The following is a 24434-nucleotide window of genomic DNA, read 5'->3' as shown; positions in this document are numbered from 1 at the left end:
ATGGCACCACGATTGATCCGCTCCACACCGTTGTTGGCCTTGTCCTTACTGGCGGCCGCTCTGTTCAGCCAGGGCGTGCTGGCCGATAACGAAGGCCTGGCCGTGACCCCTACCGAAGTCACCGTCGGCCAGTTGCACTCGGCCACCGGCACCATGGCGATTTCCGAGACCGGCTCGATCCAGGCTGAGCGCCTGGCCATCGAACAGATCAACGCTTCGGGCGGGATCCTGGGACGCCAGATCAAAGTGATCCAGGAAGACGGCGCCTCCGACTGGCCGACCTTTGCCGAAAAAGCCAAGAAGCTGCTGGTCAACGACAAGGTCGCCGCCGTGTTCGGCTGCTGGACGTCGGCTTCACGCAAAGCCGTGCTGCCGATCTTCGAGAAAGAAAACGGCTTGCTCTACTACCCGACCTTCTATGAAGGCCTGGAACAGTCGAAAAACGTCATCTACACCGGCCAGGAAGCCACCCAGCAAATCCTCGCCAGCCTCGACTGGATCGCCAAGACCAAGGGCGCCAAGACTTTCTACCTGGTCGGCTCGGACTACATCTGGCCACGCACCTCGATGAAGATCGCGCGCAAGCACATTGAAAACGTGCTGCACGGCACCGTGGTTGGCGAAGACTACTACCCGCTGGGCAACACTCAGTTCGGCTCGCTGATCAACAAGGTCAAGCTGAAGAAGCCGGACGTGGTGTTCGCGGCCGTGGTCGGCGGCTCCAACGTGGCGTTCTACAAGCAACTCAATGCGGCGGGTGTGAATTCGTCCAAACAAACCCTGCTGACCCTGTCGGTCACCGAAGACGAATTGCTCGGCATCGGCGGCGAAAACATGGCCGGTTTCTACGCCTCGATGAAGTACTTCCAGAGCCTGGACAACCCGAACAACAAAGCCTTCGTCGAAGCCTTCAAGGCCAAGTACGGCAAGGACGCGGTGATCGGCGATGTGACCCAGGCGGCGTACCTCGGCCCTTGGTTGTGGAAAGCGGCGGTGGAGAAAGCCGGCAGTTTCGACGTGGATAAAGTCGTGGCGGCAAGCCCTGGCATCGAGCTGAAAAACGCGCCGGAAGGCTACGTGAAGATCCACGAGAACCATCACCTGTGGAGCAAGTCGCGCATCGGCGAAGTGCAGCCCAACGGGCAGTTCAAGGTGATCTACGAGTCGGATCTGATCGAGCCGAACCCGTTTCCCAAGGGTTACCAATAACCCCCAGGCACACGGAGTTTCAAACTGTGGGAGGCGGCTTGCCCCCGATAGCCGTGGGTCAGTCACCGCTTTATAAGCTGACCCACCCTCATCGCGGCAAGCCCCTTCCCACATAAGGCAAAACGGCACAAGCCTGCATTTCATCTCTCTGTAGGAGACCATCATCATGGAATGGCTATCGGAATTTGGAGCCATCGCGGCGATGCAGGGGTTCAACGGTTTGTCCGTGTTCTGCGTGCTGTTGCTGATGGCATTGGGGCTGGCGATCATTTTTGGCCAGATGGGCGTGATCAACATGGCCCACGGCGAGTTCCTGACCATCGGCGCCTACACCACCTATGTGTGTTCCAGCCTTACCGCGCATTTTGCGCCAAGCTTCCAACCCTATTACTTCTTCGTTGCCATTGCCCTGTCATTCCTCGTTGCCGGCGCCATCGGCTGGCTGGTGGAGTGGGCGATGATCAGCCGTTTGTACAAGCGTCCGTTGGACACCTTGCTCGCCACCTGGGGGTTGTCCCTGGTGATGCAGCAAACCTTTCGCTCGGTGTTTGGCGCGCGTGAAGTCAGCGCCGAACCGCCGGCCTGGCTGATGGGCTCGGTGAATTTCACCGATGCCATCGAGATCCCGCGCAACGGCCTGTTCATGATGGGCCTGACCCTGCTGCTGACCGCCGCGATCTTCCTGATGCTGTACCGCTCGCGCTGGGGCCTGCAGGTGCGCGCCACGGTGCAGAACCGCCTGATGAGCCGCGCGGTGGGCATCAATACGCGCAAGGTCGACCGCATGACCTTCGCCCTCGGCTGCGGCGTGGCCGGTGTCGCGGGCGCGGCGTTTACCACCATTGGCTCCACCGGGCCGACGGCGGGTTCGCAGTACATCGTCGACACCTTCCTGGTGGTGGTATTCGGCGGCGCGCAGAGCCTGTTCGGCACCATCGCCTCGGCGTTCGTGATCGCCCAGACCCAATCGCTGTCGGAGTTTTTCCTCAGTGGCTCGATGGCCAAGGTACTCACGTTGTCCTCGGTCATTCTGATCCTGATGCTGCGCCCGCAAGGGTTGTTCTCCATCAAAGTGCGCAAGTAGAGGCGAGCAGATGAAGGCTTTAGACAAGCTGCTGGGCGGCCAGCAAAACCTGATCGGTATCGTGTTGTTGGCGTTGCTGGTGCTGGTGGTGTTTCCCCTGACCCTGGACGCGTTCCGCCTGAACATGGTCGGCAAATACCTGACCTACGCGTTCGTCGCCGTGGGCCTGGTGCTGTGCTGGGGCTATGGCGGCATTCTCAGCCTGGGGCAGGGGGTGTTCTTCGGCGTCGGCGGTTACTGCATGGCGATGTTCCTCAAGCTGGAAGCCTCCGACCCCGAGAGCACCAAGATCCAATCCACACCGGGCATCCCGGACTTCATGGACTGGAACCAGATCACCGAACTGCCGTGGCTGTGGCAGCCATTTCACAGTTTCAGCTTCACGCTGGTAGCGGTGATTGCGGTGCCGGTGCTGCTGGCGTTCATCATCGGTATGGCGCTGTTCAAGCGGCGCGTGGGCGATGTGTATTTCTCCATCGTCACCCAGGCGATTGCGCTGATCCTTACCGTGCTGATCGTCGGCCAGCAAGGGCTGACCGGTGGCGTCAACGGCATCACCGACCTCAAGACCCTGCTGGGCTGGGACCTGCGCACCGACAGCGCGAAAATGATCCTGTACTTCATCAACGCCGGCTTGCTGTTCGGCTGCATCTTTATCGGCCGTTTTATCCTCGCGTCCAAGCTGGGCCGGCTGCTGATGGCGATGCGCGACAAAGAAGAGCGCGTGCGGTTTTCCGGCTACGACGTGGCCAGTTTCAAGATCTTTGTGTTCTGCGTGGCCGCCGCGTTTTCGGCGATTGGCGGGGCGATGTTTGCCTTGCAGGTGGGCTTTATGTCTCCGTCGTTCGTGGGCATCGTGCCGTCAATCGAGATGGTGATTTTCGCCGCGGTGGGCGGGCGCATGTCACTGCTCGGCGCGGTGTATGGCGCGCTGCTGGTGAACTACGGCAAGACCTACTTTTCCGAGTCCTTTCCTGAATTATGGCTGTACCTGATGGGCGGGCTGTTTATTGCCGTGGTCATGTATTTCCCCAATGGCCTGGCCGGGTTGTGGGACAGCCACGGTCGCCAGGCATTGGCCAAACTGCTGCGGCGCAAACCCGTGGCGGCGCCCCCGGTGAGTCCGGCGGTTAAACCCAAGGCTAAAAGCAACATCCTGGAGACCCAGCCATGACCGCCGTCGGCTTTGAAATGAAAAAACCGGTGTTGGCCATTGAAGGCCTCACCGTGTCGTTCGACGGCTTCAAGGCGGTCGACAACCTCAACTTGTACATCGACCGCAATGAAGTGCGCGTGGTCATCGGCCCCAATGGCGCCGGCAAGACCACGGTGCTAGACCTGATCTGCGGCAAAACCCGCGCTACCAGCGGCAGCATCCAGTTCGACGGCCAGGAACTGACCAGGATGCGCGAGTACAACATCGTGCGCGCCGGCGTGGGGCGCAAGTTCCAGAACCCGTCGATCTACGAAAACCTCACGGTGTTTGAAAACCTCGAGATGTCTTATCCCGCCGGGCGCAAGGTGTGGGGCGCGCTGTTTTTCAAGCGCAGCGCTCAGGTGGTTGCGCGGGTGGAAGAGGTGGCGCGGGAAATCTTCCTGGGTGATTTGCTGCAACAGCAGGCCGACCTGCTGTCCCACGGGCAAAAGCAGTGGCTGGAAATCGGCATGCTGCTGATGCAGGACCCGGAGTTGCTGATGCTCGACGAGCCGGTGGCAGGCATGAGCGTGAATGAGCGCGCGCAAACCGCCGAATTGCTCAACCGCATCAGCCAGGGCCGCTCGGTGCTGGTGATCGAGCACGACATGGAGTTCGTCAAAAGCATCGCGCATAAAGTCACGGTGCTGCACCAGGGCAAGGTGCTGGCCGAGGGCAGCATGGAGTCGGTGCAAAGCAACCCGAAAGTCATTGAAGTGTATTTGGGCCACTGAGGAATCCGGCATGTTCAAGATCGACCAGTTGTCCTGTGGTTACGGGCAGAGCCAGATCCTGCACGATCTGCAACTGAACGTGGCCAAGCGCGAGATCGTCGCGGTGATGGGCCGCAATGGCATGGGCAAGACCACGCTGTTCAAGAGCCTGATGGGCATTCTGCCGCAGTGGCAAGGCCAGGTCAGTGTGGACGGGCACGATGTGTCGGCGCTGGAAACCCATGAGCGGGTGGCGCGCGGGATTGCCTATGTGCCCCAGGGCCGCATGATTTTCCCGAGCATGACGGTGCTGGAAAATATCCAGACCGGGTTACCGGCGTCGGCCCGCGGCAAGGTGCCGGAAGACTTGTATGCGCTGTTTCCGGTGCTGCATGACATGCAGTCGCGCAAGGGCGGCAACCTGTCCGGCGGGCAGCAACAGCAGTTGGCGATTGCCCGGGCGCTGGCGACCAACCCCAAGGTGTTGCTGCTCGACGAGCCGACGGAGGGCATCCAGCCGTCGATCATCAAGGACATTGCACGCACGCTCAAAGAGATTCGCAACCTGCGCGATTTGACCATCGTGGTGTCCGAGCAAGTGCTGTCGTTCACCCTGGAGATTGCCGACCGCTTTCTGGTGATCGAGAAGGGCCGCTTCGTGATCGAAGAGACCCGCGACCGCGTGGATGAAGCGACCATCAGCCGCTACCTGTCTGTCTAAAACAACACAGTTCAACTGTGGGAGCTGGCTTGCCTGCGATGACGGTCTATCAGTCACAGAAATGTTGGCTGGACAACCGCTATCGCAGGCAAGCCAGCTCCCACATTTTTGATTGCGTTCCATCCTTCCCTGCATACGTCATCCAACGTATTTCCGGTTTTCCCTGGCTCCCCGAGACTGGATTCCACGCACCAGACCATCCGCCCAGGAGCCAGTCCATGACCGAAACGCTGATCAAAGTCGACCTCAACCAGCCCGTCACTGAAAACGAAAATATCCATAACCGCTGGCACCCGGATATCCCGATGGCGTGCTGGGTGAAGCCCGGCGATGACTTCATTCTGGAAACCTACGACTGGACCGCCGGCGCGATCAAGAACAACGATGACGCCAGTGACGTGCGCGACGTGGACCTGTCCACCGTGCATTACCTGTCAGGCCCGGTGGGTGTGCACGGCGCCGAGCCGGGTGATTTGCTGGTGGTGGACTTGCTCGATATCGGCGCCAAGGCGGATTCGCAGTGGGGCTTCAACGGCTTCTTTTCGCGGCAGAACGGCGGCGGCTTTCTCACCGATCATTTCCCCAGCGCACAAAAAGCCATCTGGGATTTCAAAGGCATGTTCACCCGTTCTCGGCACATTCCGGGGGTTAACTTTGCCGGCCTGATCCACCCCGGCCTGATCGGCTGCCTGCCCGACCCGGTGATGCTCGCCGACTGGAACCGCCGCGAGCAGGAACTGATCGATACCAACCCGACCCGCGTGCCGCCGCTGGCCAATGCGCCACTGGCCGCCACCGCGCACATGGGCAAGCTCAAGGGCCAGGCCCGTGACGATGCGGCTGCGACCGGCGCGCGCACGGTGCCGCCGCGTGAGCATGGCGGTAACTGCGATATCAAGGACCTGTCGCGCGGTTCGAAGATTTTTTTCCCGGTCTATGTCAACGGCGCCGGGTTGTCGGTGGGTGACCTGCACTTCAGCCAGGGCGACGGCGAGATCACCTTTTGCGGCGCCATCGAAATGGCCGGCTGGGTGCACATGAAGGTCGAGCTGATCAAGGGCGGCATGGCCAAGTACGGGATCAAGAACCCGGTGTTCAAGCCCAGCCCGATCACGCCGAACTACAAGAACTACCTGATCTTCGAAGGTATCTCGGTGGACGAACAGGGCCAGCAGCACTACCTGGACGTCAACGTCGCCTACCGCCAGGCCTGCCTGAATGCGATCAACTACCTGACCAAATTCGGCTACTCGCCGGCCCAGGGCTATGCCTTGCTCGGCTCGGCGCCGGTGCAGGGGCATATCAGCGGCGTGGTGGATATTCCGAATGCCTGCGCGACCTTGTGGCTGCCGACGGAAATCTTCGAGTTCGACATCAACCCCAATGCCAACGGCCCCACCCAGTTCCTCGACGGCAGCGTCGACCTGCCCATTGCCCCGGACCTGTAGCCATGCCGACTTACGAATATGCCTGTGACACCTGCGGCACGTTCACGATGTTGCGGCCCATCGCCCAACGCAACGAGCCCAGCCAGTGCCCGTACTGCGAAGGGCCGGGCGGCCCGCTCAGGGTCTCGGCCCCGGCACTGCAAACGCTGTCGGCCAACCAGCGCAAGGCTATCGCCGGCAACGAGCGCAGCGCCCATGCGCCGCAAACCGTCGGCGAATACCAGCAAAGCCGTAAACATCCGGCCGGTTGCAGCTGCTGCGGCACCCGCAAAAAAGTCGAGCCGAGCAAGGCCAACCCCTTGGGCCTCAAGACCAGGACCGGGCCACGGCCGTGGATGATCAGTCACTAGACCAGGAGTGATGTTATGCGTCATGGCGACATTTCCAGCAGCCCGGACACCGTCGGTGTCGCGGTGGTGAACTACAAGATGCCGCGCCTGCATTCCAAGGCCGAGGTCATCGACAACGCGAAGAAAATTGCCGGGATTATCCTCGGCATGAAGCAGGGCCTGCCCGGCATGGACCTGGTGGTGTTCCCCGAATACAGCACCATGGGCATCATGTACGACCACGACGAGATGATGGCCACGGCCGCGAGCATCCCCGGCGAAGAGACGGCGATTTTCTCGGCAGCGTGCCGCCAGGCAAACACCTGGGGCGTATTTTCCCTGACCGGCGAGCGCCACGAGGAGCACCCGCACAAGGCGCCGTACAACACGCTGGTGTTGATCAATAACCTCGGCGAGATCGTGCAGCGCTACCGCAAGTGCATCCCCTGGTGCCCCATCGAGGGTTGGTATCCGGGTGACCGCACCTATGTGTGCGATGGGCCCAAGGGCATGAAGATCAGCCTGATTATCTGCGACGACGGCAATTACCCGGAGATCTGGCGCGACTGCGCGATGAAGGGCGCCGAGTTGATCGTGCGCTGTCAGGGTTATATGTACCCGGCCAAGGAGCAGCAGGTGCAGATGTCCAAGAGCATGGCCTGGGCGAATAACTGCTATGTGGCAGTGGCCAACGCGGCGGGGTTCGATGGGGTGTATTCGTACTTCGGCCACTCGGCGATCATCGGCTTTGACGGGCGCACCCTGGGTGAGTGCGGCGAGGAAGAGATGGGCATCCAGTACGCGCAACTGTCGGTGTCGCAGATTCGCGATGCGCGGGCCAACGACCAGTCGCAGAACCACCTGTTCAAGTTGCTGCACCGTGGCTACACCGGCATGCATGCCTCGGGCGATGGCGACAAGGGCGTGGCGGACTGCCCGTTCGAGTTCTACCGCACCTGGGTGCTGGACGCGCAAAAGGCCCAGGAGAATGTCGAAAAAATCACCCGCAGCACCGTGGGTGTCGCCGAGTGCCCAGTGGGGCAACTGCCCATGGCGGCAAAGAAAAAGGGGTGGAGTAGGGCATGCGGTTTACCTTTGAACCGGCGCAGGTGATGGCGCTGTTGCGCAGTCGCATCGTTGGCCAGGAGGCGGCGCTGGCGCAGGTGGAGCGGCTGCTCAAGGTGGTCAAGGCCGATATCGGCGAGCGCGATCGGCCATTGAGCGTCAACCTGTTCATGGGCCCGACCGGCGTTGGCAAAACCGAAATCGTGCGCCTGCTGGCCCAGGCGCTGCATGGCCGTGCCGACGGGTTTTGCCGCATCGACATGCACACCCTGGCCCAGGAGCATTACGCCGCCGCGCTGACCGGCGCGCCGCCGGGGTACGTGGGCAGCAAGGAAGGCATCAGCCTGTTCAACAGCGAATTGATCCAGGGCAGCTACAGCCGCCCTGGCATCGTGTTGTTCGATGAACTGGAAAAAGCCAGCCAGGAGGTGGTGCGCAGCCTGCTGGGCATTCTTGAAAACGGCCAACTGACCCTGGCGGGCGGCACGCGCACCCTGGATTTTCGTAACAGCCTGATTTTCATGACCAGCAACATCGGCGCGCACCAGGCGCGTCGTCATCGCCAACGCTTCGCTCAGGGCTGGCGGCGGCTGCTGCGGGTGTTTGTGCGGGGCGAAGCGGCGGTGTTGGAAGAGGCCCTGCACGGGCATTTCGAGCCGGAGTTTCTCAACCGCATCGACCGTATCCTGATGTTCGAACCCCTCGACAAGCGCTGGCTTGATGCGCTGCTGGACGTGGAGCTGGAGAAGCTCAATCAGCGTCTGGCGGCGCACCAGCGCTCATTAAGCATGGATGCGTCGGCGCGGGCATGGTTGTGTCGCCAGCACGACGCACGGTTTGGCGCGCGTGCGCTGGGCCGCCGTGTACGGGTGGAGCTGGAGCCGGCGATCGCGGAGTGCTTGCTGCGCGATCCTGCTGTGCAAGGGATGCGAGTAACGGTGCGGGGTGAACACTTGGACGTTTCGCGACAATAGCCTTGCATGCTGACCAATTAGGGCTAATATGATCCGGGTAAAACAAATAACATCCGGGTAATAAGCCATGCCTACGCAACACACACCGCTGTGCACTGCCTTCTTCCGTCACCAGCGCGTGGCGGCCGGCGCCTATTCGGCGGTGGCCGAAACCCTGGCAGGGCTGGACCTGACAGCCGGCACCTTCCTGGTCTTTGATGACGCCACCGGCGCCCAAGTCGATTACCCATGGCCTGGCGGTTATGTGCCCGAGCAACCCGCAGACACAGCAATCGACGAAGAGCTTCCCGCAGCCCCAACGGTGGGCCGCCCGAAGCTGGGTGTGGTCGCGCGGGAAGTCACGCTGCTGCCGCGCCACTGGGAATGGCTGGGCCAACAACCCGGCGGCGCCTCGGCGGCCTTGCGCCGGTTGGTGGATGAGGCGCGAAATGCCAGCGCTGGCCGTGATCAGGCGCGCCAGGCCAAGGAAGCCAGCTATCGTTTCATGAGCGCCATCGGCGGCGACCTGCCTGGGTTTGAAGACGCCTCGCGGGCATTGTTCGCTGAGGATGCGGCGGCCTTCGCCGGCAAGATCGGGCACTGGCCGAGGGATGTGCAGACGTACCTGGCCTGGCTGTCGCGCAATGCTTTCCCCGTCTAACAATAATTCCGGGACTCGAACGACCATGGAAGTCACTCAGCAACGGCCGTTGTGGCAGATCTACCTGATTTTTTTGGCACCGATGGTGCTGTCCAATTTTCTGCAAAGCTTTTCCGGCACCCTCAACGGCATCTATGTCGGGCAAATGCTCGGCACCCAGGCGCTGGCGGCGGTGTCGGGGATGTTTCCCATCGTGTTTTTCTTTATTGCCCTGGTGATCGGCCTGGGGGCGGGCGCTTCGGTGCTGATCGGCCAGGCCTGGGGCGCGCAGGAAACCGGCATGGTGAAGGTGATCACCGGTGCGACGCTGACCCTTGGCGCGCTGGTAGGCCTGATCGCGGCGGTGCTCGGCAGCCTGTTCGCGCGCCCGGCCCTGCAGGCGCTGGGCACCCCGATGGATGTGCTCGACGATGCCGTGGGTTATGCCCAGGTGATGATGCTGATCATGCCGCTGCTGTTGGTCTTCATCCTCTACACCCAGTTGCTGCGCGGCGTCAGTGACACGATCTCGCCGCTGCTGGCGCTGATGGTCTCGACCCTGATCGGCCTGTTGCTGACGCCGGCGCTGATTCGCGGCTGGATCGGCCTGCCGCCCATGGGCATCCAGAGCGCGGTGTACGCGGGGCTGGTCGGTAATGCCTCGGCGATGCTGTTTTTGATCCTGCGCCTGCGCCACAAGAACCATGTGATGGCGCCGGACCGTGAATTGCTGGCTGCCTTGCGCCTGGACCGGGCGATCCTCGGCAAAGTGCTGCGCATCGGCTTGCCGACCGGCTTGCAAATGGTGGTGTTGTCGCTGTCCGAATTGGTCATTCTTGCGCTGGTCAACAGCCACGGTTCCCAGGCCACGGCGGCGTATGGCGCGGTGACGCAGATCGTCAATTATGTGCAGTTCCCGGCGCTGTCGATTGCCATTACCGCTTCGATCCTCGGCGCCCAGGCGATTGGCGCCGGGCGCCTGGAGCGAATCGGGCCGATCCTGCGCACCGGCCTGTTGATCAACACCTGCCTGACCGGTGGATTGATTGTGCTCGGCTACCTGTTGTCCCACTGGCTGCTGGGGCTGTTCATCACCGACGACGCCGCGCGGCTTAATGCCGAGCACCTGCTGCACATTATGCTCTGGAGCGTTTTGGTCTTTGGCTTCCAGGCGGTAGTGGGCGGGATCATGCGCGCCAGCGGCGTGGTGCTGATGCCGGTCGCCATTTCGATTTTCTGCGTGCTGTGTGTGGAGCTGCCGATGGCGTATGTGCTCAATGCGCACTTCGGCCTGCAAGGTGTGTGGATGGCGTTTCCGGTGACCTACCTGGCGATGCTGGCGCTGCAGACTGCGTATTACCGGCTGGTGTGGCGGCACAAGCAGATCAAGCGGCTGGTGTAGCGCGGGCTTATTGCTTCAAGCCGCGCAGCAATAACTCCAGACCCTGCAAGCCTTGCTCCAAACGGTCGCCCGGGTGTTCATCGCGGGCGATCCACAGCGCGGTGTTGACCAGGCTGCCATTGATCAACTGCGCCAGCGCGACGCTGGGGCCCTGTTCGATGGCACCGGCCTGCATCAAGCCCTCAAGCAGCTGGCACAGCGACGCGACGCAGTGATGCTGCGACCCGGTATCGCCGAGCACGGCCGGCGCATCCTGCAAAACGATGCGTTGGATTTCGTCGTCCTGGGCCATGCGCAAATACGTTCGGCAGCGTTCGCGAAAACCTTCCCACGGGTCCTGGGCCTGATCGGTGATGTGCTGCAGTCGCGCGTCCATTTCGCTGTCGAGTTGGGCGACCACGGCGGCCAACAGGCCTTTCTTGTCACCAAAGTGGTGGTACAACGCACCACGGGTCAGGCCGGCGCGCGCGGTGAAGTCGTCCATCGACGTGTTGGCATAGCCCTGTGTGGCGAAGGCTTGGCGGGCGCTGGCGATCAGGCGGGCGCGGGTTTCTTCGATTATTTCGGCACGGGCTCGGCTCATGGGGTGGGCTCGCGAGGGTGTTTGAGGGTTTGACATACGCCGCGTATGTTACGCATGATTTGCCACATACGCACCGTATGTATTTTGCCTTGATGCCTGCCGATAGCAAGCTTCAAGGTCTTGAGGAAGAGGTCAAGCAGGATGGCAAATCCCTACGCCGAGTTGTTCCACGCCCCTGGCAGCCGGGCTTTTGTACTGGCCGGCATGCTTGCGCGCATGCCGATATCGATGACCGGTATCGGCCTGATCACCATGCTGTCGCAAGTGCATGGCGGCTTTGGCCTGGCGGGCGCGGTGGCGGCGGTGTTTGCCTTGGCCACGGCGTTTTGTGCGCCGCAGGTTTCGCGGTTAGTGGACCGCTACAGCCAGGGCAGGGTGCTGCCGATAGCGGCGCTGGTTGGCGGTGGGGCGTTGTTGCTGTTGCTGTTGTGCACCTGGTTACAGGCGCCAAGCTGGACGTTGTTTGTGTTCGCCGGCCTGGCCGGTTGCATGCCCAATATGTCGGCCATGGTGCGGGCGCGCTGGACCGAGTTTTACCGCGGCCAGCCCAAGTTGCAGACCGCGTTTGCCCTTGAGTCGGTGCTCGACGAGGTCTGTTTCATTATCGGCCCGCCGATCTCGGTGGGCCTGAGTGTGGTGCTGTTCCCGCAAGCCGGGCCGTTGGTGGCAGCGCTGCTGTTGGCGGTGGGGGTGACCACCTTCGTGCTGCAACGCGCAACTGAGCCGCCGGTGCATGAACATCAGGACCATCACGGCCGCTGGCTGATCGCCTCACCGTCGGTACTGATCCTGATGATCCTGTTGCTGGCCATGGGCGTGATTGTCGGCGTGGTGGACGTGGTCAGCGTCGCATTCGCCCAGCATCAAGGCCAACCGGCGGCGGCAAGCATCGTGCTTTCGGTGTATGCCATTGGCTCGTGCCTGGCGGGGTTGGCGTTCGGCACGCTCAAGCTCAAGGCGCCGTTGCCCCGCCAGTTTCTGTTCTGCGGCGTGGCGACGGCGTTGACCACCTTGCCGTTGTTGCTGGTGACAAATATCCCCGGCTGGCCGTGGCCATCTTCATCTCAGGCTTGTTCTTTGCCCCGACGCTGATCGTGTCCATGGCCCTGGTGGAGCGGATCGTCCCGCCCAGCCGCCTGACCGAAGGCATGACCTGGCTGATCACCGGCCTGAGTATCGGGGTGGCCATTGGTGCCGCCAGCTCGGGTTGGATGATCGACCATTTCGGTGCCACCAGCGGGTTCTGGGTGGCGCTGGTGGCGGGTGCGGTGGTGCTGGGCTCAGCGCTGCTGGGCTATCGAAGGTTGGGCTGATCAGCCGATCGCCGGAGAAGGTTCTGCGCAATGATGTTGCAAAAACTCATTCAGCGCCTGGCGCGTCAGGTCATTGAGCGTCACTTTCTTACGGGTAGCTGCCAGGGCTGCAGCCAGATGCAGGTCATGGCCGACCCGCACGTTGAAGGAACCCTTGCACGGTTTCTCCGGTGTTTGCCCGAGGGTGTGGCACGTCGCGAGGTAGTCTTCCACGGCCTCTCGAAAGGCCACGTCCAGCTCCGCGACGGTTTTGCCCTCATAGCTGACCAGCGCCTTGATAAACAGCACTTTGCCAAACAGGCAATTGTCTTCGAGGCTGGCTTCGATAGAGCCGATGTAGCCGTTGTGTTTCAGTTGGTTGTTCACTGAATCAGTTCTCCTGATTTCAATTGTTCGATGATCTGGCGCCGAATGTAGTGTTTCAGTTCGTTGCCGGGGTGAGGCTTGTGCAAGGTGATCATTGCACTGGGGTCGCCGATGTCGAATTTGACGCGGCTTCCAGCCCCTTCAATCTGTATGTAGCCAAGACGCTTGAGTAGCGTTTCGAGCTCTGGCCAGGTAAAGGCCATGCGCTCGTTGAGCAGTTTGGCGAGCAGCTTTTCATTTTTGGACACGGCGTTCCCTGCGTGTAACTAAATGTAGTTGCAAAAAGTGGTGTTCGTCAATGCTAGCCCGGCTTTGTGTGTCTTTGCTGAGATTGATGTAACCCTTGATGACACCGCGCCTCACGCCCTTCATCCCCGCTAATTTTTCCCCGCCCGGTTCGTTTTATAGGGACGACGTGCCTTTGTGCTTCCTGCCTATTGCTCCGGACTCCAAGAAATGAATGCTGAAGACTCCTTGAAACTTGCTCGCCGGTTTATCGGGTTGCCCCTGGAAAAACGCCAAGTATTCCTGCAGGCCTTGCAGAAAGAGGGCGTGGATTTTTCCCGGTTTCCGATTCCGGCGAGTGTGGAGGCAGAGGATCGCCAGGCGCTCTCCTACGCGCAGCAGCGCATGTGGTTTCTGTGGCAATTGGACCCGGCCAGCGGCGCCTACAACCTGCCCGGCGCGGTGCGGCTCAAGGGCGCGCTCAGCCTGCGTGCGCTGGAGCAAGCCTTCGCCAGCCTGGTGGCGCGGCATGAAACCTTGCGCACAGTCTTCCAGCGCCAGGCCGATGAACGCCTGACCCAGGTTTCGATAGAGCCCTCGCTTGTCGTCGAGCACCTGGACTTCAGCGCCATGGCCGCCGTTGAGCAGGAGCAGGCCGTCAACGACGCGGCGACGCGTCAATCGCTGTTGCCGTTCGATTTGGAACACGGCCCTTTGCTGCGCGTGCAGTTGCTCAAGCTCAACGCGCAGGAGCATGTGCTGCTGCTGACCCTGCACCACATCGTCTCCGACGGCTGGTCGATGAACGTGCTGATCGACGAGTTCATCCGCTGCTACGACGCCCATGAGCGCAACGAGGCGCCGCAATTGCCGGCGCTGCCGATCCAGTACAGCGACTACGCTCTGTGGCAGCGCCGCTGGTTGGAAGCAGGGGAGCAGGCACGTCAGCTCGCGTACTGGCAGGCGCGTCTGGGCGACGAGCATCCGGTGCTGGAACTGCCAACCGATCACCCGCGTCCAGCGATGCCGAGTTATCAGGGCACTCGCCATCATTTCGCGATTGACCCAAGCCTGGCCGCGCAACTGCGAACCTGCGCGCAAAAGCACAACGTCACGCTGTTCATGCTGTTGCTGGGTGCTTTCAATGTGCTGCTGCACCGTTACACCGGGCAGGCAGACATTCGCGTCGGCGTGCCGATCGCCAATCGCAACCGTACCGAAGTCGAAGGGCTGATCGGCTTTTTCGTCAACACGCAAGTCCTGCGCACCGAACTGACCGGGCAAACCCGCGTTGGCGAACTGCTGCAAGGCATCAAGGAACACGCGCTGGGCGCCCAGGCTCATCAGGAATTACCCTTTGAGCGCCTGGTGGAGGCCCTCAAGGTCGAGCGCAGCCTGAGCCATACGCCGCTGTTTCAGGTGATGTACAACCACCAGCCGGTGGTGGCCGACATTGCCAATGTCAGCACCGCTTCAGGCCTTGAGCTTTCGCTGGTGGAATGGCAAGGGCGCACCACCCAATTTGACCTGACCCTCGATACCTATGAGAAGTCCGGCACCCTGCATGCTGCGCTGACTTATGCCAATGACTTGTTCGAGGCGCCTTCCATTGCGCGCATGGCCCAACACTGGATCAGCCTGTTACAGGCCATGGTGGCCGACGGCGAACAGCGCATTGGCGAATTGCCGATGCTGGCAGCCGATGAGCAGCACGTACTGACCCATGCGTGGAACCAGACCGGCGAAGCCTACCCAACCGAGCGCGGCATCCATCAACTGATCGAAGACCAGGTGCAGCGCACGCCGGATGCAACCGCGCTGGTATTCGGCGAAACCGCGTTGACCTACGCCCAACTCAATGCCCGCGCCAACCAACTGGCGCATGCTTTGCGTGAGCAGGGCGTGGGCCCGGACGTGCTGGTGGGGCTGTGCGTCGAGCGCTCCGTCGAAATGGTCGTGGGCCTGCTGGCGATCCTCAAGGCCGGTGGCGCTTACGTGCCGCTGGACCCGGAATATCCTCAGGAACGCCTGGCCTACATGATCGAAGACAGTGGTATCACGCTGCTGCTCAGCCAGCAAAGCCTGCTGGCCATCTTGCCTGTCGAAGGTATTCAGGTGATTGCCCTCGACCAGCCGGCCAGTTGGCTGGCGGGCTACAGCAGTGCATCGCCCGACAGCGGCGTTCACGCACTCAACCTGGCCTACGTGATTTACACCTCCGGCTCGACCGGCAAGCCCAAGGGCGCAGGCAACAGCCATCGCGCCTTGGTCAACCGCTTGTGCTGGATGCAGCAAGCCTACGAATTGACGGCCAGTGATGCTGTGCTGCAGAAAACCCCGTTCAGTTTTGACGTGTCCGTATGGGAGTTTTTCTGGCCGCTGATGACCGGCGCGCGCCTGGTGGTCGCGGCCCCCGGCGAACACCGCGAGCCGGCCCGGCTGATCGAAACCATTGGCCGCCACGCCATCACCACGTTGCACTTCGTGCCGTCGATGTTGCAGGCGTTTATCCATGAGCCGGGCGTGCAAGCCTGTACCAGCCTCAAGCGCATCGTGTGCAGCGGTGAAGCCTTGCCGCTGGATGCGCAACGGCAGGTCTTTGCCAAGCTGCCAGCAGCCGGGTTGTTCAACCTCTACGGCCCGACTGAAGCGGCCATCGACGTGACCCACTGGACCTGCATCGATGAAGGCGCCGACAGCGTGCCCATCGGGCGGCCCATCGCCAACCTCGCCACCTATGTGCTCGACGCTCAACTCAACCCGGTGCCCGCCGGTGTGTCCGGCGAGCTGTACCTGGGCGGTACCGGCCTGGCGCGCAGTTATCACCGGCGCCCGGCGCTGACTGCCGAGCGCTTTGTGCCGAGCCCGTTCGTCAACGGCGAGCGCCTTTATCGCACCGGCGACCGCGTGCGTCAGCGCACTGACGGCGTGATCGAATACCTCGGCCGTCTTGATCACCAGGTTAAATTGCGCGGCTTGCGCATTGAGCTGGGCGAAATCGAAACGCGCCTGCTCCAACACCCTTCGGTGCGCGAGGCGGTGGTGCTGGTGCAGGGTGGCAAGCAGTTGGTCGCCTACCTGGTGCTCGACAGCGAGGAGCCAGCGGACCTCAAGGCCTGGCTGCTCAGCAGCTTGCCGGAATACATGGTGCCGACCCATTTCGTCGTGCTCACCCAGTTGCCGGTCACCGCCAACGGCAAGCTCGATCGCAAAGCCTTGCCACTGCCGGATGCTGCGCCGCAACAGGCATTCATCGCGCCTTCGAGCGACCTGCAAAAAGCCCTTGCGGCGATCTGGAGTGATGTACTGGGCGTTCCACACGTGGGTGTGGACGACAACTTTTTCGAGCTGGGCGGCGATTCGATCATCTCCATCCAGGTGGTCAGCCGTGCCCGTCAGGCAGGCATTCGCCTGAGCCCGCGGGACTTGTTCCAATATCAGAGCGTGCGCAGCCTGGCGCTGGTGGCGAGCTTTGAGCAGGCAGTGGTTATGGATCAGGGGCCGGTCACCGGTGAGGTGATTCTGACCCCGGTGCAACAGGCGTTTTTCAGCCAGGCAATTGCTGCGCGCCACCACTGGAACCAATCACTGTTGCTGACCCCGCGCGAGGCGCTGGAACCTGCGCAGTTGGACGCCGCCCTCACACAGTTGATCAACCACCACGACGCCCTGCGCTTGAGATTCACCCGGCAGGCCGATGGCTGGCAGCAAGCCCACGCCGCGCCGGCCGCTGAATCTGTGCTGTGGCAATCCAGCGTCGGCACTGAGGCTGAATTGGCCGCGTTGTGCGATGAAGCTCAGCGCAGCCTGAACCTGGAACAAGGCCCGATGCTGCGCGCAGCGTTGGTCACCCTGGCTGACGGCGCCCAGCGCCTGCTGCTGGTGGTCCATCACCTGGTGGTCGACGGCGTGTCCTGGCGCGTGCTGCTTGAGGATCTGCAACAGGCTTACCGCCAGGTCCCATTACCCGCCAAAACCAGCAGCTATCAACAGTGGGCGCAGCAGCTGCAGGCGCACGCGTATACGCTGGATGAGCAGCTGCCTTTTTGGCTGGCGCAGTCCAGCGACGCCGAGCTGCCGTGCGACAACCCCCACGGCGGCCTGCAAAACCGCCTGGGCACGAAGCTCGAAACCCGCCTCGATGCCGAGCTGACCCGCCAACTGCTGCAAGACGCGCCAGCGGCTTATCGCACCCAGGTCAACGACCTGCTGCTGACGGCGCTGACGCGCGTGATCAGCCGCTGGAGCGGCCAGGCCGCCGCACTGATCCAGCTGGAGGGCCATGGTCGCGAAGACCTGTTCGACAGCCTCGATCTGAGCCGCACGGTCGGCTGGTTCACCAGCCTGTTTCCGGTGCGTTTGCAGGCCGCAGGCGAACTGTCGGATGCAATCAAGTCGATCAAGGAGCAACTGCGCGCGGTTCCGGAAAAGGGCTTGGGCTACGGCCTGCTGCGCTATCTGGGCCAACCGCAATCGCGTGAAGCCCTGGCCGATTTGGCTGCGCCGCGTATCACCTTCAACTACCTGGGGCAGTTCGACCGCCAGTTCAACGAGGCAGCGCTTTTCGTCCCGGCCAGCGAAGGCAGCGGCCAGGCGCAGGACCCCCAAGCACCGTTGGCCAACTGGTTGACGGTGGAAGGGCAGGTGTATGGCGGTGAGTTGTCGCTGCAATGGGGCTTCAGTCGCGAGATGTTCAACGCTGCGACCATTCAGCGCCTGGCGGATGACTACGCTACGGAACTCAAGGCGTTGATCGAGCATTGCTGTGCAACGCCTGCCGGGCAGGTCACGCCTTCGGACTTCCCGCTGGCGCGTATTACGCAGCAGCAGTTGGATGCACTGCCCGTGGCCGGGCCGGACATCGCCGATCTCTACCCGCTGTCGCCGATGCAGCAGGGCATGCTGTTCCACACCCTGTACGCGCCCCAGGGCCAGGCCTATATCAACCAGCTGCGCCTTGACATTGAAGGCCTTGACCTGCTGATTTTCGGCCGCGCCTGGCAAGCGGCACTGGACCGCCACGATATCTTGCGCAGCAGCTTCCACTGGCTGGGCCTGGACAGCGCCCATCAGGTAATCAGGCGTCAGGTCGACGTGCAGTTGCAGGTGATCGAAGACGTGAATGCCGACCTCGATGCGCTGGCCGATGCCGAGCGCTCACGCGGCTTTGAACTCAATGCCGCACCGCTGTTTCGCCTGATGCTGGTGCGCAGCACCGGTTCGGCCTGGCACTTAATCTTCACCAGCCACCACATCCTGATGGATGGCTGGAGTAACGCGCAGTTGCTCGGCGAAGTGCTTGCCCATTACGCAGGCCAGGCCGTGCCGGCGCCGCTGGGGCAGTTCCGCGATTACCTGGGCTGGCTGCAACAGCAACCGTCGGGCGAGGGCTTCTGGAAAAATGCCCTGGCGCCGTTGCAAGCGCCAACCTTGCTGGCGCAGGCACTGCGTGCGCCGGTCGGCGGCGTGGGCATGGCTGACCATCAAGTGCTGCTGGACAACAACTTTACCCAGGCCCTCGGCGAATTTGCCCGCCAACAAAAAGTCACGCTCAATACTGTGCTGCAAGGCGCCTGGAGCCTGTTGCTGCAACGCTACAGCGGCCAGGCTTGCGTGGTGTTCGGCGCGACCGTCGCCGGGCGTTCAGCGCCGCTGCCGGGGATTGAGCAGCAGTTGGGCTTGTTCATCAACACCTTGCCGTTGATCAGTGCCGCGTCGCCCGCCCAATCGGCCGGCGCCTGGCTCAGCGAGCTGCAAGCCTTGAACCTCAGCTTGCGTGACCATGAACACGTGCCGCTGTACGACATCCAGGCGTGGGCCGGCCAGCAAGGTGCGGCGTTGTTCGACACCTTGCTGGTGTTCGAAAACTTCCCGGTGGCCGAAGCATTGAAGCAAGGTGCGCCCGCAGGCCTGACCTTCGGCCGCATGCACAACCATGAACGCACCAACTACCCGCTGACCCTGGGCGTCGAACTCGGTGCCGGCCTGCGCCTGGACTTCAGCTATGACCGCGCCCATTTCAGCGAGCAGCAGGTGAAGCGGCTGGGCGCCAACGTGCGTTACCTGTTGGCGCAAATGATGGCGGACGCCGGTGTGCCGCTGGGTAACCTGCAACTGCTTGACGCCGCCGCGCAGCACGAGGTATTCGCGCTCAGCCAGTCTGCCGGTGCCGCCCAGCGTCCTCAGCGCGTGCATGAGCGCATCGCTGCCCAGGCCCACGCCACACCTGACGCGCTGGCGGTTCAGGCGGGCAGTGAGCGGCTGAGCTACGCCCAGCTCAACGCGCGTGCCAACCGCTTGGCCCATCATCTGTTGGCGCTCGGCATGGGGCCGGGCCAGCGTGTAGGCCTGGCCAGTCGGCGTGGTCCGCAGATGATCGTCAGCCTGCTGGCGGTGCTCAAAAGCGGTGCTGCCTATGTGCCGCTGGACCCGAAATACCCGGCCGAACGTTTGGCCTACATGCTGGCAGACAGTCGTTTGAACGTGCTGCTCAGCGAAACCGGGTTGCTCGCGGATCTGCCGCTGCCGCAAGGTTTGGTCCGTGTGGATTTCAGTACGTCTGGTGAAGAACTGGACGGCTACCCGGCGACCAATCCGCCCAACACGGCGGCGGCGGCCGACCTGGCGTACGTGATCTACACCTCCGGTTCCACCGGCCTGCCCAAAGGCGTGGCCATCGATCATGCCGCGCTCGGCCAGTTCTGCGACAGCGCAGAGGCCTACAGCCGGCTCAGTGCGCAAGACCGCGTACTGCAATTTGCGACCTTCAGCTTCGACGGCTTTGTCGAGCAGTGCTACCCGCCGCTGTGCGTGGGCGCCGCCTTGATTATGCGTGGCGACGAGCTGTGGGACGCCGGCCAACTGGCGCGCGAGATCGTCGAACAGGGCGTGACCCTGGCCGACTTGCCGGCCGCTTACTGGTATTTGCTGGCCAAGGAGTGCGCCGTCGACCGCCGCACCTTGGGCAACCTGCGCCAGGTGCACGTGGGCGGTGAAGCTATGTCGGTGGAAGGCATCCGTGCCTGGCATGCGGCGGGGCTGGGCGCCGTGCGCCTGGTCAACACCTACGGGCCGACCGAGGCGACGGTGGTGTCCAGCGTGCACGATTGCCAACTGGCGGATGCCAGTGATGCGTTCGGCGTGCCGATTGGCCGCGCCATCGCAGGCCGTTCGTTGTATGTGCTCGACAGTGGTTTCGAACTGCTCGGCACCGACGGCGTCGGCGAACTGTGCATCGGCGCCGAAGCGGGCCTGGCCCAGCGCTACTTCGACCGCCCGGCCTTGACCGCCGAACGCTTCCTGCCGGACCCGTTTTCTGCTGTGCCCGGTGCACGCCTCTACCGCAGTGGCGACCTGGCGCGTTACAACGAAGCCGGTGCGTTGGAGTACGTCGGGCGTATCGACCATCAGGTAAAAATTCGTGGCTACCGCATCGAAATGGGCGAAATCGAGGCCGGCCTGCAAGCTTTGCCGCAGGTGCGTGAAGCCGCGGTGATCGCCCAGCCGAGTGCGGTTGGCATGCAACTGGTCGCCTATGTGGTGCCCGCTCATGGTCACACCCTGGACGCTCAGGACTTGGCGGCCACCTTGCGCCAGTCTCTGCCCGATTACATGGTGCCGGGGCATTGGCTGGTACTTGACGCTCTGCCACTGAACAACAACGGCAAGCTTGACCGCCGTGCACTGCCGACGCCTGACCTGAACCTGCGTCAACAGGCGTATGTGGCTCCGCAAAGCCCGCTACAAGTGCAATTGGCGGCGATCTGGCAAGCGGTGTTGCAGGTCGAGCAGGTCGGCCTCACGGATCACTTCTTCGAGCTCGGCGGCCATTCATTGTTGGCCACCCAGGTGATTTCCCGCGTGCGTCATGAGTTGAAACTGGAAGTGCCGCTGCGCGCACTGTTTGAGCAGCCGACGCTGCAAGGGTTTGCCACCGCTTGCGTGGGCGTGCAGGGGCACACGGCGCTGCCGCTGACTGCCGTAGAGCGTGATCAGCCCTTGGCATTGTCTTACGCCCAGGAGCGCCAGTGGTTCCTCTGGCAACTGGACCCTGAGAGCGCCGCCTACCACGTGCCCACCGCATTACGCCTCAAGGGTCACCTGAACAAAGCGGCATTGCAGCGCGCCTTCGATACGTTGGTGGCGCGTCACGAAAGCCTGCGCACTCACCTGCACCAGGATGGCGAGCGTACCGTGCAAGTGATCAGCCCGCAGGCGCGGGTCGAGCTGACCTTGGCCGATACGGACGAGGCGGGCCTTAAAGCCCAGGTGGAAGCGCGGATCACCCAACCATTCGACTTGCGCAGGGGCCCGTTGATGCGTGTCAGCCTGCTGCGTCTGGCTGAGGATGAACACGTGTTGGTGCTGGTACAGCACCACATCATCTCCGACGGTTGGTCGATGCAAGTGATGGTCGACGAGTTGGTCCAACTCTACGCCGCTTACAGTCAGGGCCAACTGCCGCAGCTGCCGGCCCTGCCGATTCAATACGCCGACTATGCCCAGTGGCAGCGCGATTGGATGGACGCCGGTGAGAAAAACCGACAGCTCGACTACTGGCGTGACGTGCTCGGCGGCGAGCAGCCGGTGCTTGAATTGCCGTTCGATCATCAGCGCCCAGCGGTGCCGACGCATTGCGGTGCGCGCCTGAGTATTGCATTGCCGGCACCGTTGCTTGATGAGCTCAAGGGGCTGGCGCAGCGTGAGGGCGTGACCTTGTTCATGCTGTTGTTGGCGTCTTACCAGGTCTTGCTGCACCGCTACAGTGGCCAGCAAGACATCCGCGTCGGCGTGCCGATTGCCAACCGTCATCGAGTCGAGACCGAGCGTCTTATCGGTTTCTTCGTCAACACCCAGGTGCTCAAGGCCGAGATCGACGGGCACACCACCGTCAGCCAATTGCTCGCTCAGGTCAAACAGCGTGCCCTCCAGGCTCAGGCCCATCAGGACTTGCCTTTCGAACAGCTGGTTGAAGCGCTGCACCCCGAGCGCAGCCTCAGTTTGAGCCCGTTGTTCCAGGTCGCGTTCAACCACCATATCAGCCTGTCAGGCCAGTACTTGCAGCGCCTGGGCGAGTTGCGAATGAGCCCGGTGAGCTGGGACGAAGCCGTTGCACAATTTGACCTGACCCTGGACATCGAGGAGTCGAAGGACCAACTGGGCGCATCGTTGAGTTACGCCACCGATCTATTTGATGCCAGCACCATTGAGCGCATGGCGCGTCACTGGCAAAACCTGTTGCAGGCGATGGTTGCCGATGTGCAGCAGAACATTGGCCAATTGAACCTGTTGGACAGCGACGAGCAGCAACACATTCTGAACCTGTGGGATCAGACCGACGCAGGCTTCTCGGCCGAGCGTCTGGTGCATGAGTTGTTCGCTGATCACGCGCGGGGAAACCCGCATGCAGTGGCGGTCAAGTTCGACGCGCAGACCTTGTCCTATGGGGAATTGGACCGCCAAGCCAACCGCCTGGCGCATGCGCTGATCGCCCGTGGTGTCGGCCCGGAAGTGCGCGTGGCGATTGCCATGCCGCGCAGTGCCGAGATCATGGTCGCGTTCCTCGCGGTCATGAAAGCCGGTGGTGTGTATGTACCGCTGGATATCGAATACCCACGTGATCGGCTGCTGTACATGATGCAAGACAGCCGCGCGAAGTTGTTGCTGACGCACACCAGTGCCTTGCAGCAATTACCGATACCGCAAGGCCTGGACAGCCTGGCGATTGACCGCACCGAATTGTGGTGTGATTACAGTGATACCGCGCCCGATGTGCCGTTGGACGGCGACAATCTTGCGTACGTGATCTACACCTCAGGCTCCACCGGCATGCCCAAGGGCGTTGCCGTTTCCCACGGACCGTTGGTGGCGCATATCATCGCCACCGGCGAACGCTATGAAACGTCCCCCGCCGATTGCGAACTGCATTTCATGTCCTTCGCGTTCGACGGCGCCCACGAAGGCTGGATGCACCCGCTGATCAATGGCGCCAGTGTGCTGATCCGCGACGATAGCCTGTGGCTGCCGGAATACACCTACGCACAAATGCACCGCCATAACGTGACCATGGCCGTGTTCCCGCCGGTGTACCTGCAACAGCTGGCTGAACATGCCGAGCGCGACGGTAACCCACCGCCAGTGCGTGTTTACTGCTTCGGCGGTGACGCAGTGGCGCAGGCCAGCTACGACCTGGCGTGGCGTGCGCTGAAACCGACCTACCTGTTCAACGGCTACGGCCCGACGGAAACCGTGGTCACGCCGCTGCTGTGGAAAGCCCATCGTGGCGACCCCTGCGGCGCCGTCTACGCACCGATTGGCACACTGCTGGGCAACCGCAGCGGCTATGTGCTGGATTCGCAACTGAACCTGCAACCAATCGGCGTGGCAGGTGAGTTGTACCTGGGCGGGGAGGGCGTGGCTCGCGGTTATTTGGAGCGTCCGGCACTGACTGCCGAGCGCTTCGTGCCGGACCCGTTCGGCAAACCTGGCAGCCGTGTGTATCGCAGCGGCGACCTCACCCGTGGTCGCCCTGATGGTGTGGTGGATTACCTCGGCCGCGTCGACCATCAGGTAAAAATCCGTGGGTTCCGTATCGAGCTGGGCGAAATCGAAGCACGTCTGCGCGAACAGGACAGCGTCGGTGAAACCGTGGTTGTGGCCCAGGACGGCCCGACCGGCAAACAGCTGGTGGCGTATGTCGTGCCGGCCGATGCAAGCCTGGCGAACGCAGCCGAGTTCCGCGACAGCCTGCGCCGTGCCCTGAAAACCCGTTTGCCGGACTACATGGTGCCCGCGCATTTCATGTTCCTGGCGCAGATGCCGCTGACCCCCAACGGCAAGCTTGACCGCAAGGGCTTGCCCGAACCGGATGCGAGCCAGATGCAGCAACAGTATGTGGCCCCCGAAACCGAACTGGAGCAGCAGATCGCCGCGATCTGGGCCCAAGTGTTGCGTCTGCCGCACGTGGGCTTGAACGACAACTTCTTCGAAGTCGGCGGCCATTCCCTGCTGGCGATCCAGATCACTTCACGGGTCCAGGCCGAACTGGGCCTGGAGGTGCCGCTGGTGGAAGTGTTCCAGACCGAATCGTTGCGCGCCTATGCCCAGGCGGCTGCCACCTTCTGCGCCGGCACGGCGGAAGACTTTGATGATCTTCGTGACTTTTTGAGCGAACTAGAGGCGATTTGAA

At 62.3% G+C, this 24434-nt stretch carries 15 protein-coding genes and 1 pseudogene; 13 read left to right on the top strand and 3 right to left on the bottom strand.

From position 1 onward, the window contains the following. The 11 genes from urtA to AB5I78_RS16445 all read left to right on the top strand — a co-directional run bounded on the left by urtA (position 1) and on the right by AB5I78_RS16445 (position 10759). Positions 1-1209, top strand: a complete 1209-nt coding sequence (gene urtA, locus AB5I78_RS16495; RefSeq protein ID WP_369303273.1) for an urea ABC transporter substrate-binding protein — start codon at positions 1-3, stop codon at positions 1207-1209. A gap of 166 nt (positions 1210-1375) precedes the next feature. Beyond that, entirely contained in the window at positions 1376-2293 is a 918-nt protein-coding gene (gene urtB / locus AB5I78_RS16490) for an urea ABC transporter permease subunit UrtB (protein ID WP_177410123.1), read from the top strand. Positions 2294-2303: 10 nt separating this feature from the next. Continuing rightward, positions 2304-3467 carry an urea ABC transporter permease subunit UrtC gene (gene urtC / locus AB5I78_RS16485; RefSeq protein ID WP_145165739.1) on the top strand — a complete coding sequence of 388 codons (1164 nt, stop codon included), beginning with the start codon at positions 2304-2306 and terminating at the stop codon, positions 3465-3467. Continuing rightward, a complete protein-coding gene (urtD, locus tag AB5I78_RS16480; RefSeq protein WP_159957340.1) occupies positions 3464-4222 on the top strand; it encodes an urea ABC transporter ATP-binding protein UrtD in 759 nt (252 codons plus the stop codon). The genes urtC and urtD overlap by 4 nt, the downstream gene beginning before the upstream one ends. 10 nt (positions 4223-4232) lie before the next feature. Then, positions 4233-4922, top strand: a complete 690-nt coding sequence (gene urtE / locus AB5I78_RS16475; protein WP_145165737.1) for an urea ABC transporter ATP-binding subunit UrtE — start codon at positions 4233-4235, stop codon at positions 4920-4922. Between the two features lie 218 nt (positions 4923-5140). Continuing rightward, complete coding sequence (fmdA, locus tag AB5I78_RS16470) at positions 5141-6370, top strand: formamidase (protein WP_145165736.1); 1230 nt, start codon at positions 5141-5143, stop codon at positions 6368-6370. A 2-nt stretch (positions 6371-6372) separates the two neighbouring features. Next, a complete protein-coding gene (locus tag AB5I78_RS16465; RefSeq protein ID WP_145165735.1) occupies positions 6373-6720 on the top strand; it encodes an FmdB family zinc ribbon protein in 348 nt (115 codons plus the stop codon). Positions 6721-6735: 15 nt separating this feature from the next. After that, positions 6736-7812: an aliphatic amidase gene (locus AB5I78_RS16460; protein ID WP_370003034.1), complete on the top strand. Its 1077-nt coding sequence runs from the start codon at positions 6736-6738 to the stop codon at positions 7810-7812. Continuing rightward, the gene (locus AB5I78_RS16455) at positions 7782-8738 is read left to right on the top strand and encodes an AAA family ATPase (RefSeq protein WP_145165733.1); all 957 of its coding nucleotides are present in this window, start codon (positions 7782-7784) and stop codon (positions 8736-8738) included. Before AB5I78_RS16460 ends, AB5I78_RS16455 begins: the two co-directional genes overlap by 31 nt. Before the next feature lie 67 nt (positions 8739-8805). Beyond that, positions 8806-9378, top strand: a complete 573-nt coding sequence (locus tag AB5I78_RS16450; RefSeq protein WP_369303274.1) for a DUF2239 family protein — start codon at positions 8806-8808, stop codon at positions 9376-9378. 25 nt (positions 9379-9403) lie between these two features. Further along, positions 9404-10759, top strand: a complete 1356-nt coding sequence (locus AB5I78_RS16445) for an MATE family efflux transporter (protein WP_242198400.1) — start codon at positions 9404-9406, stop codon at positions 10757-10759. 7 nt (positions 10760-10766) lie between these two features. Here AB5I78_RS16445 and AB5I78_RS16440 read toward each other — a convergent pair whose 3' ends face one another. Then, positions 10767-11342 carry a TetR/AcrR family transcriptional regulator gene (locus tag AB5I78_RS16440; protein ID WP_145165730.1) on the bottom strand — a complete coding sequence of 192 codons (576 nt, stop codon included), beginning with the start codon at positions 11340-11342 and terminating at the stop codon, positions 10767-10769. Between the two features lie 141 nt (positions 11343-11483). Here AB5I78_RS16440 and AB5I78_RS16435 point away from each other — a divergent pair. Continuing rightward, positions 11484-12655, top strand: a pseudogene (locus AB5I78_RS16435) (MFS transporter). Here AB5I78_RS16435 and AB5I78_RS16430 read toward each other — a convergent pair. Together AB5I78_RS16430 and AB5I78_RS16425 are read right to left on the bottom strand one after the other, a co-directional pair. Continuing rightward, a complete protein-coding gene (locus AB5I78_RS16430; RefSeq protein ID WP_145165728.1) occupies positions 12656-13021 on the bottom strand; it encodes a type II toxin-antitoxin system HicB family antitoxin in 366 nt (121 codons plus the stop codon). Continuing rightward, the gene (locus AB5I78_RS16425) at positions 13018-13269 is read right to left on the bottom strand and encodes a type II toxin-antitoxin system HicA family toxin (protein WP_369303276.1); all 252 of its coding nucleotides are present in this window, start codon (positions 13267-13269) and stop codon (positions 13018-13020) included. Before AB5I78_RS16425 ends, AB5I78_RS16430 begins: the two co-directional genes overlap by 4 nt. A gap of 208 nt (positions 13270-13477) precedes the next feature. On the opposite strand from AB5I78_RS16425, the gene AB5I78_RS16420 reads away from it, so the two are divergent. Continuing rightward, entirely contained in the window at positions 13478-24433 is a 10956-nt protein-coding gene (locus AB5I78_RS16420) for an amino acid adenylation domain-containing protein (protein ID WP_369303277.1), read from the top strand. Position 24434 lies beyond the last annotated feature (1 nt).

This window comes from Pseudomonas sp. N2-3-1-14 (assembly GCF_041228395.1).
GTDB lineage: Bacteria > Pseudomonadota > Gammaproteobacteria > Pseudomonadales > Pseudomonadaceae > Aquipseudomonas.
This window is presented reverse-complemented; position numbering and strand designations above follow the sequence as displayed.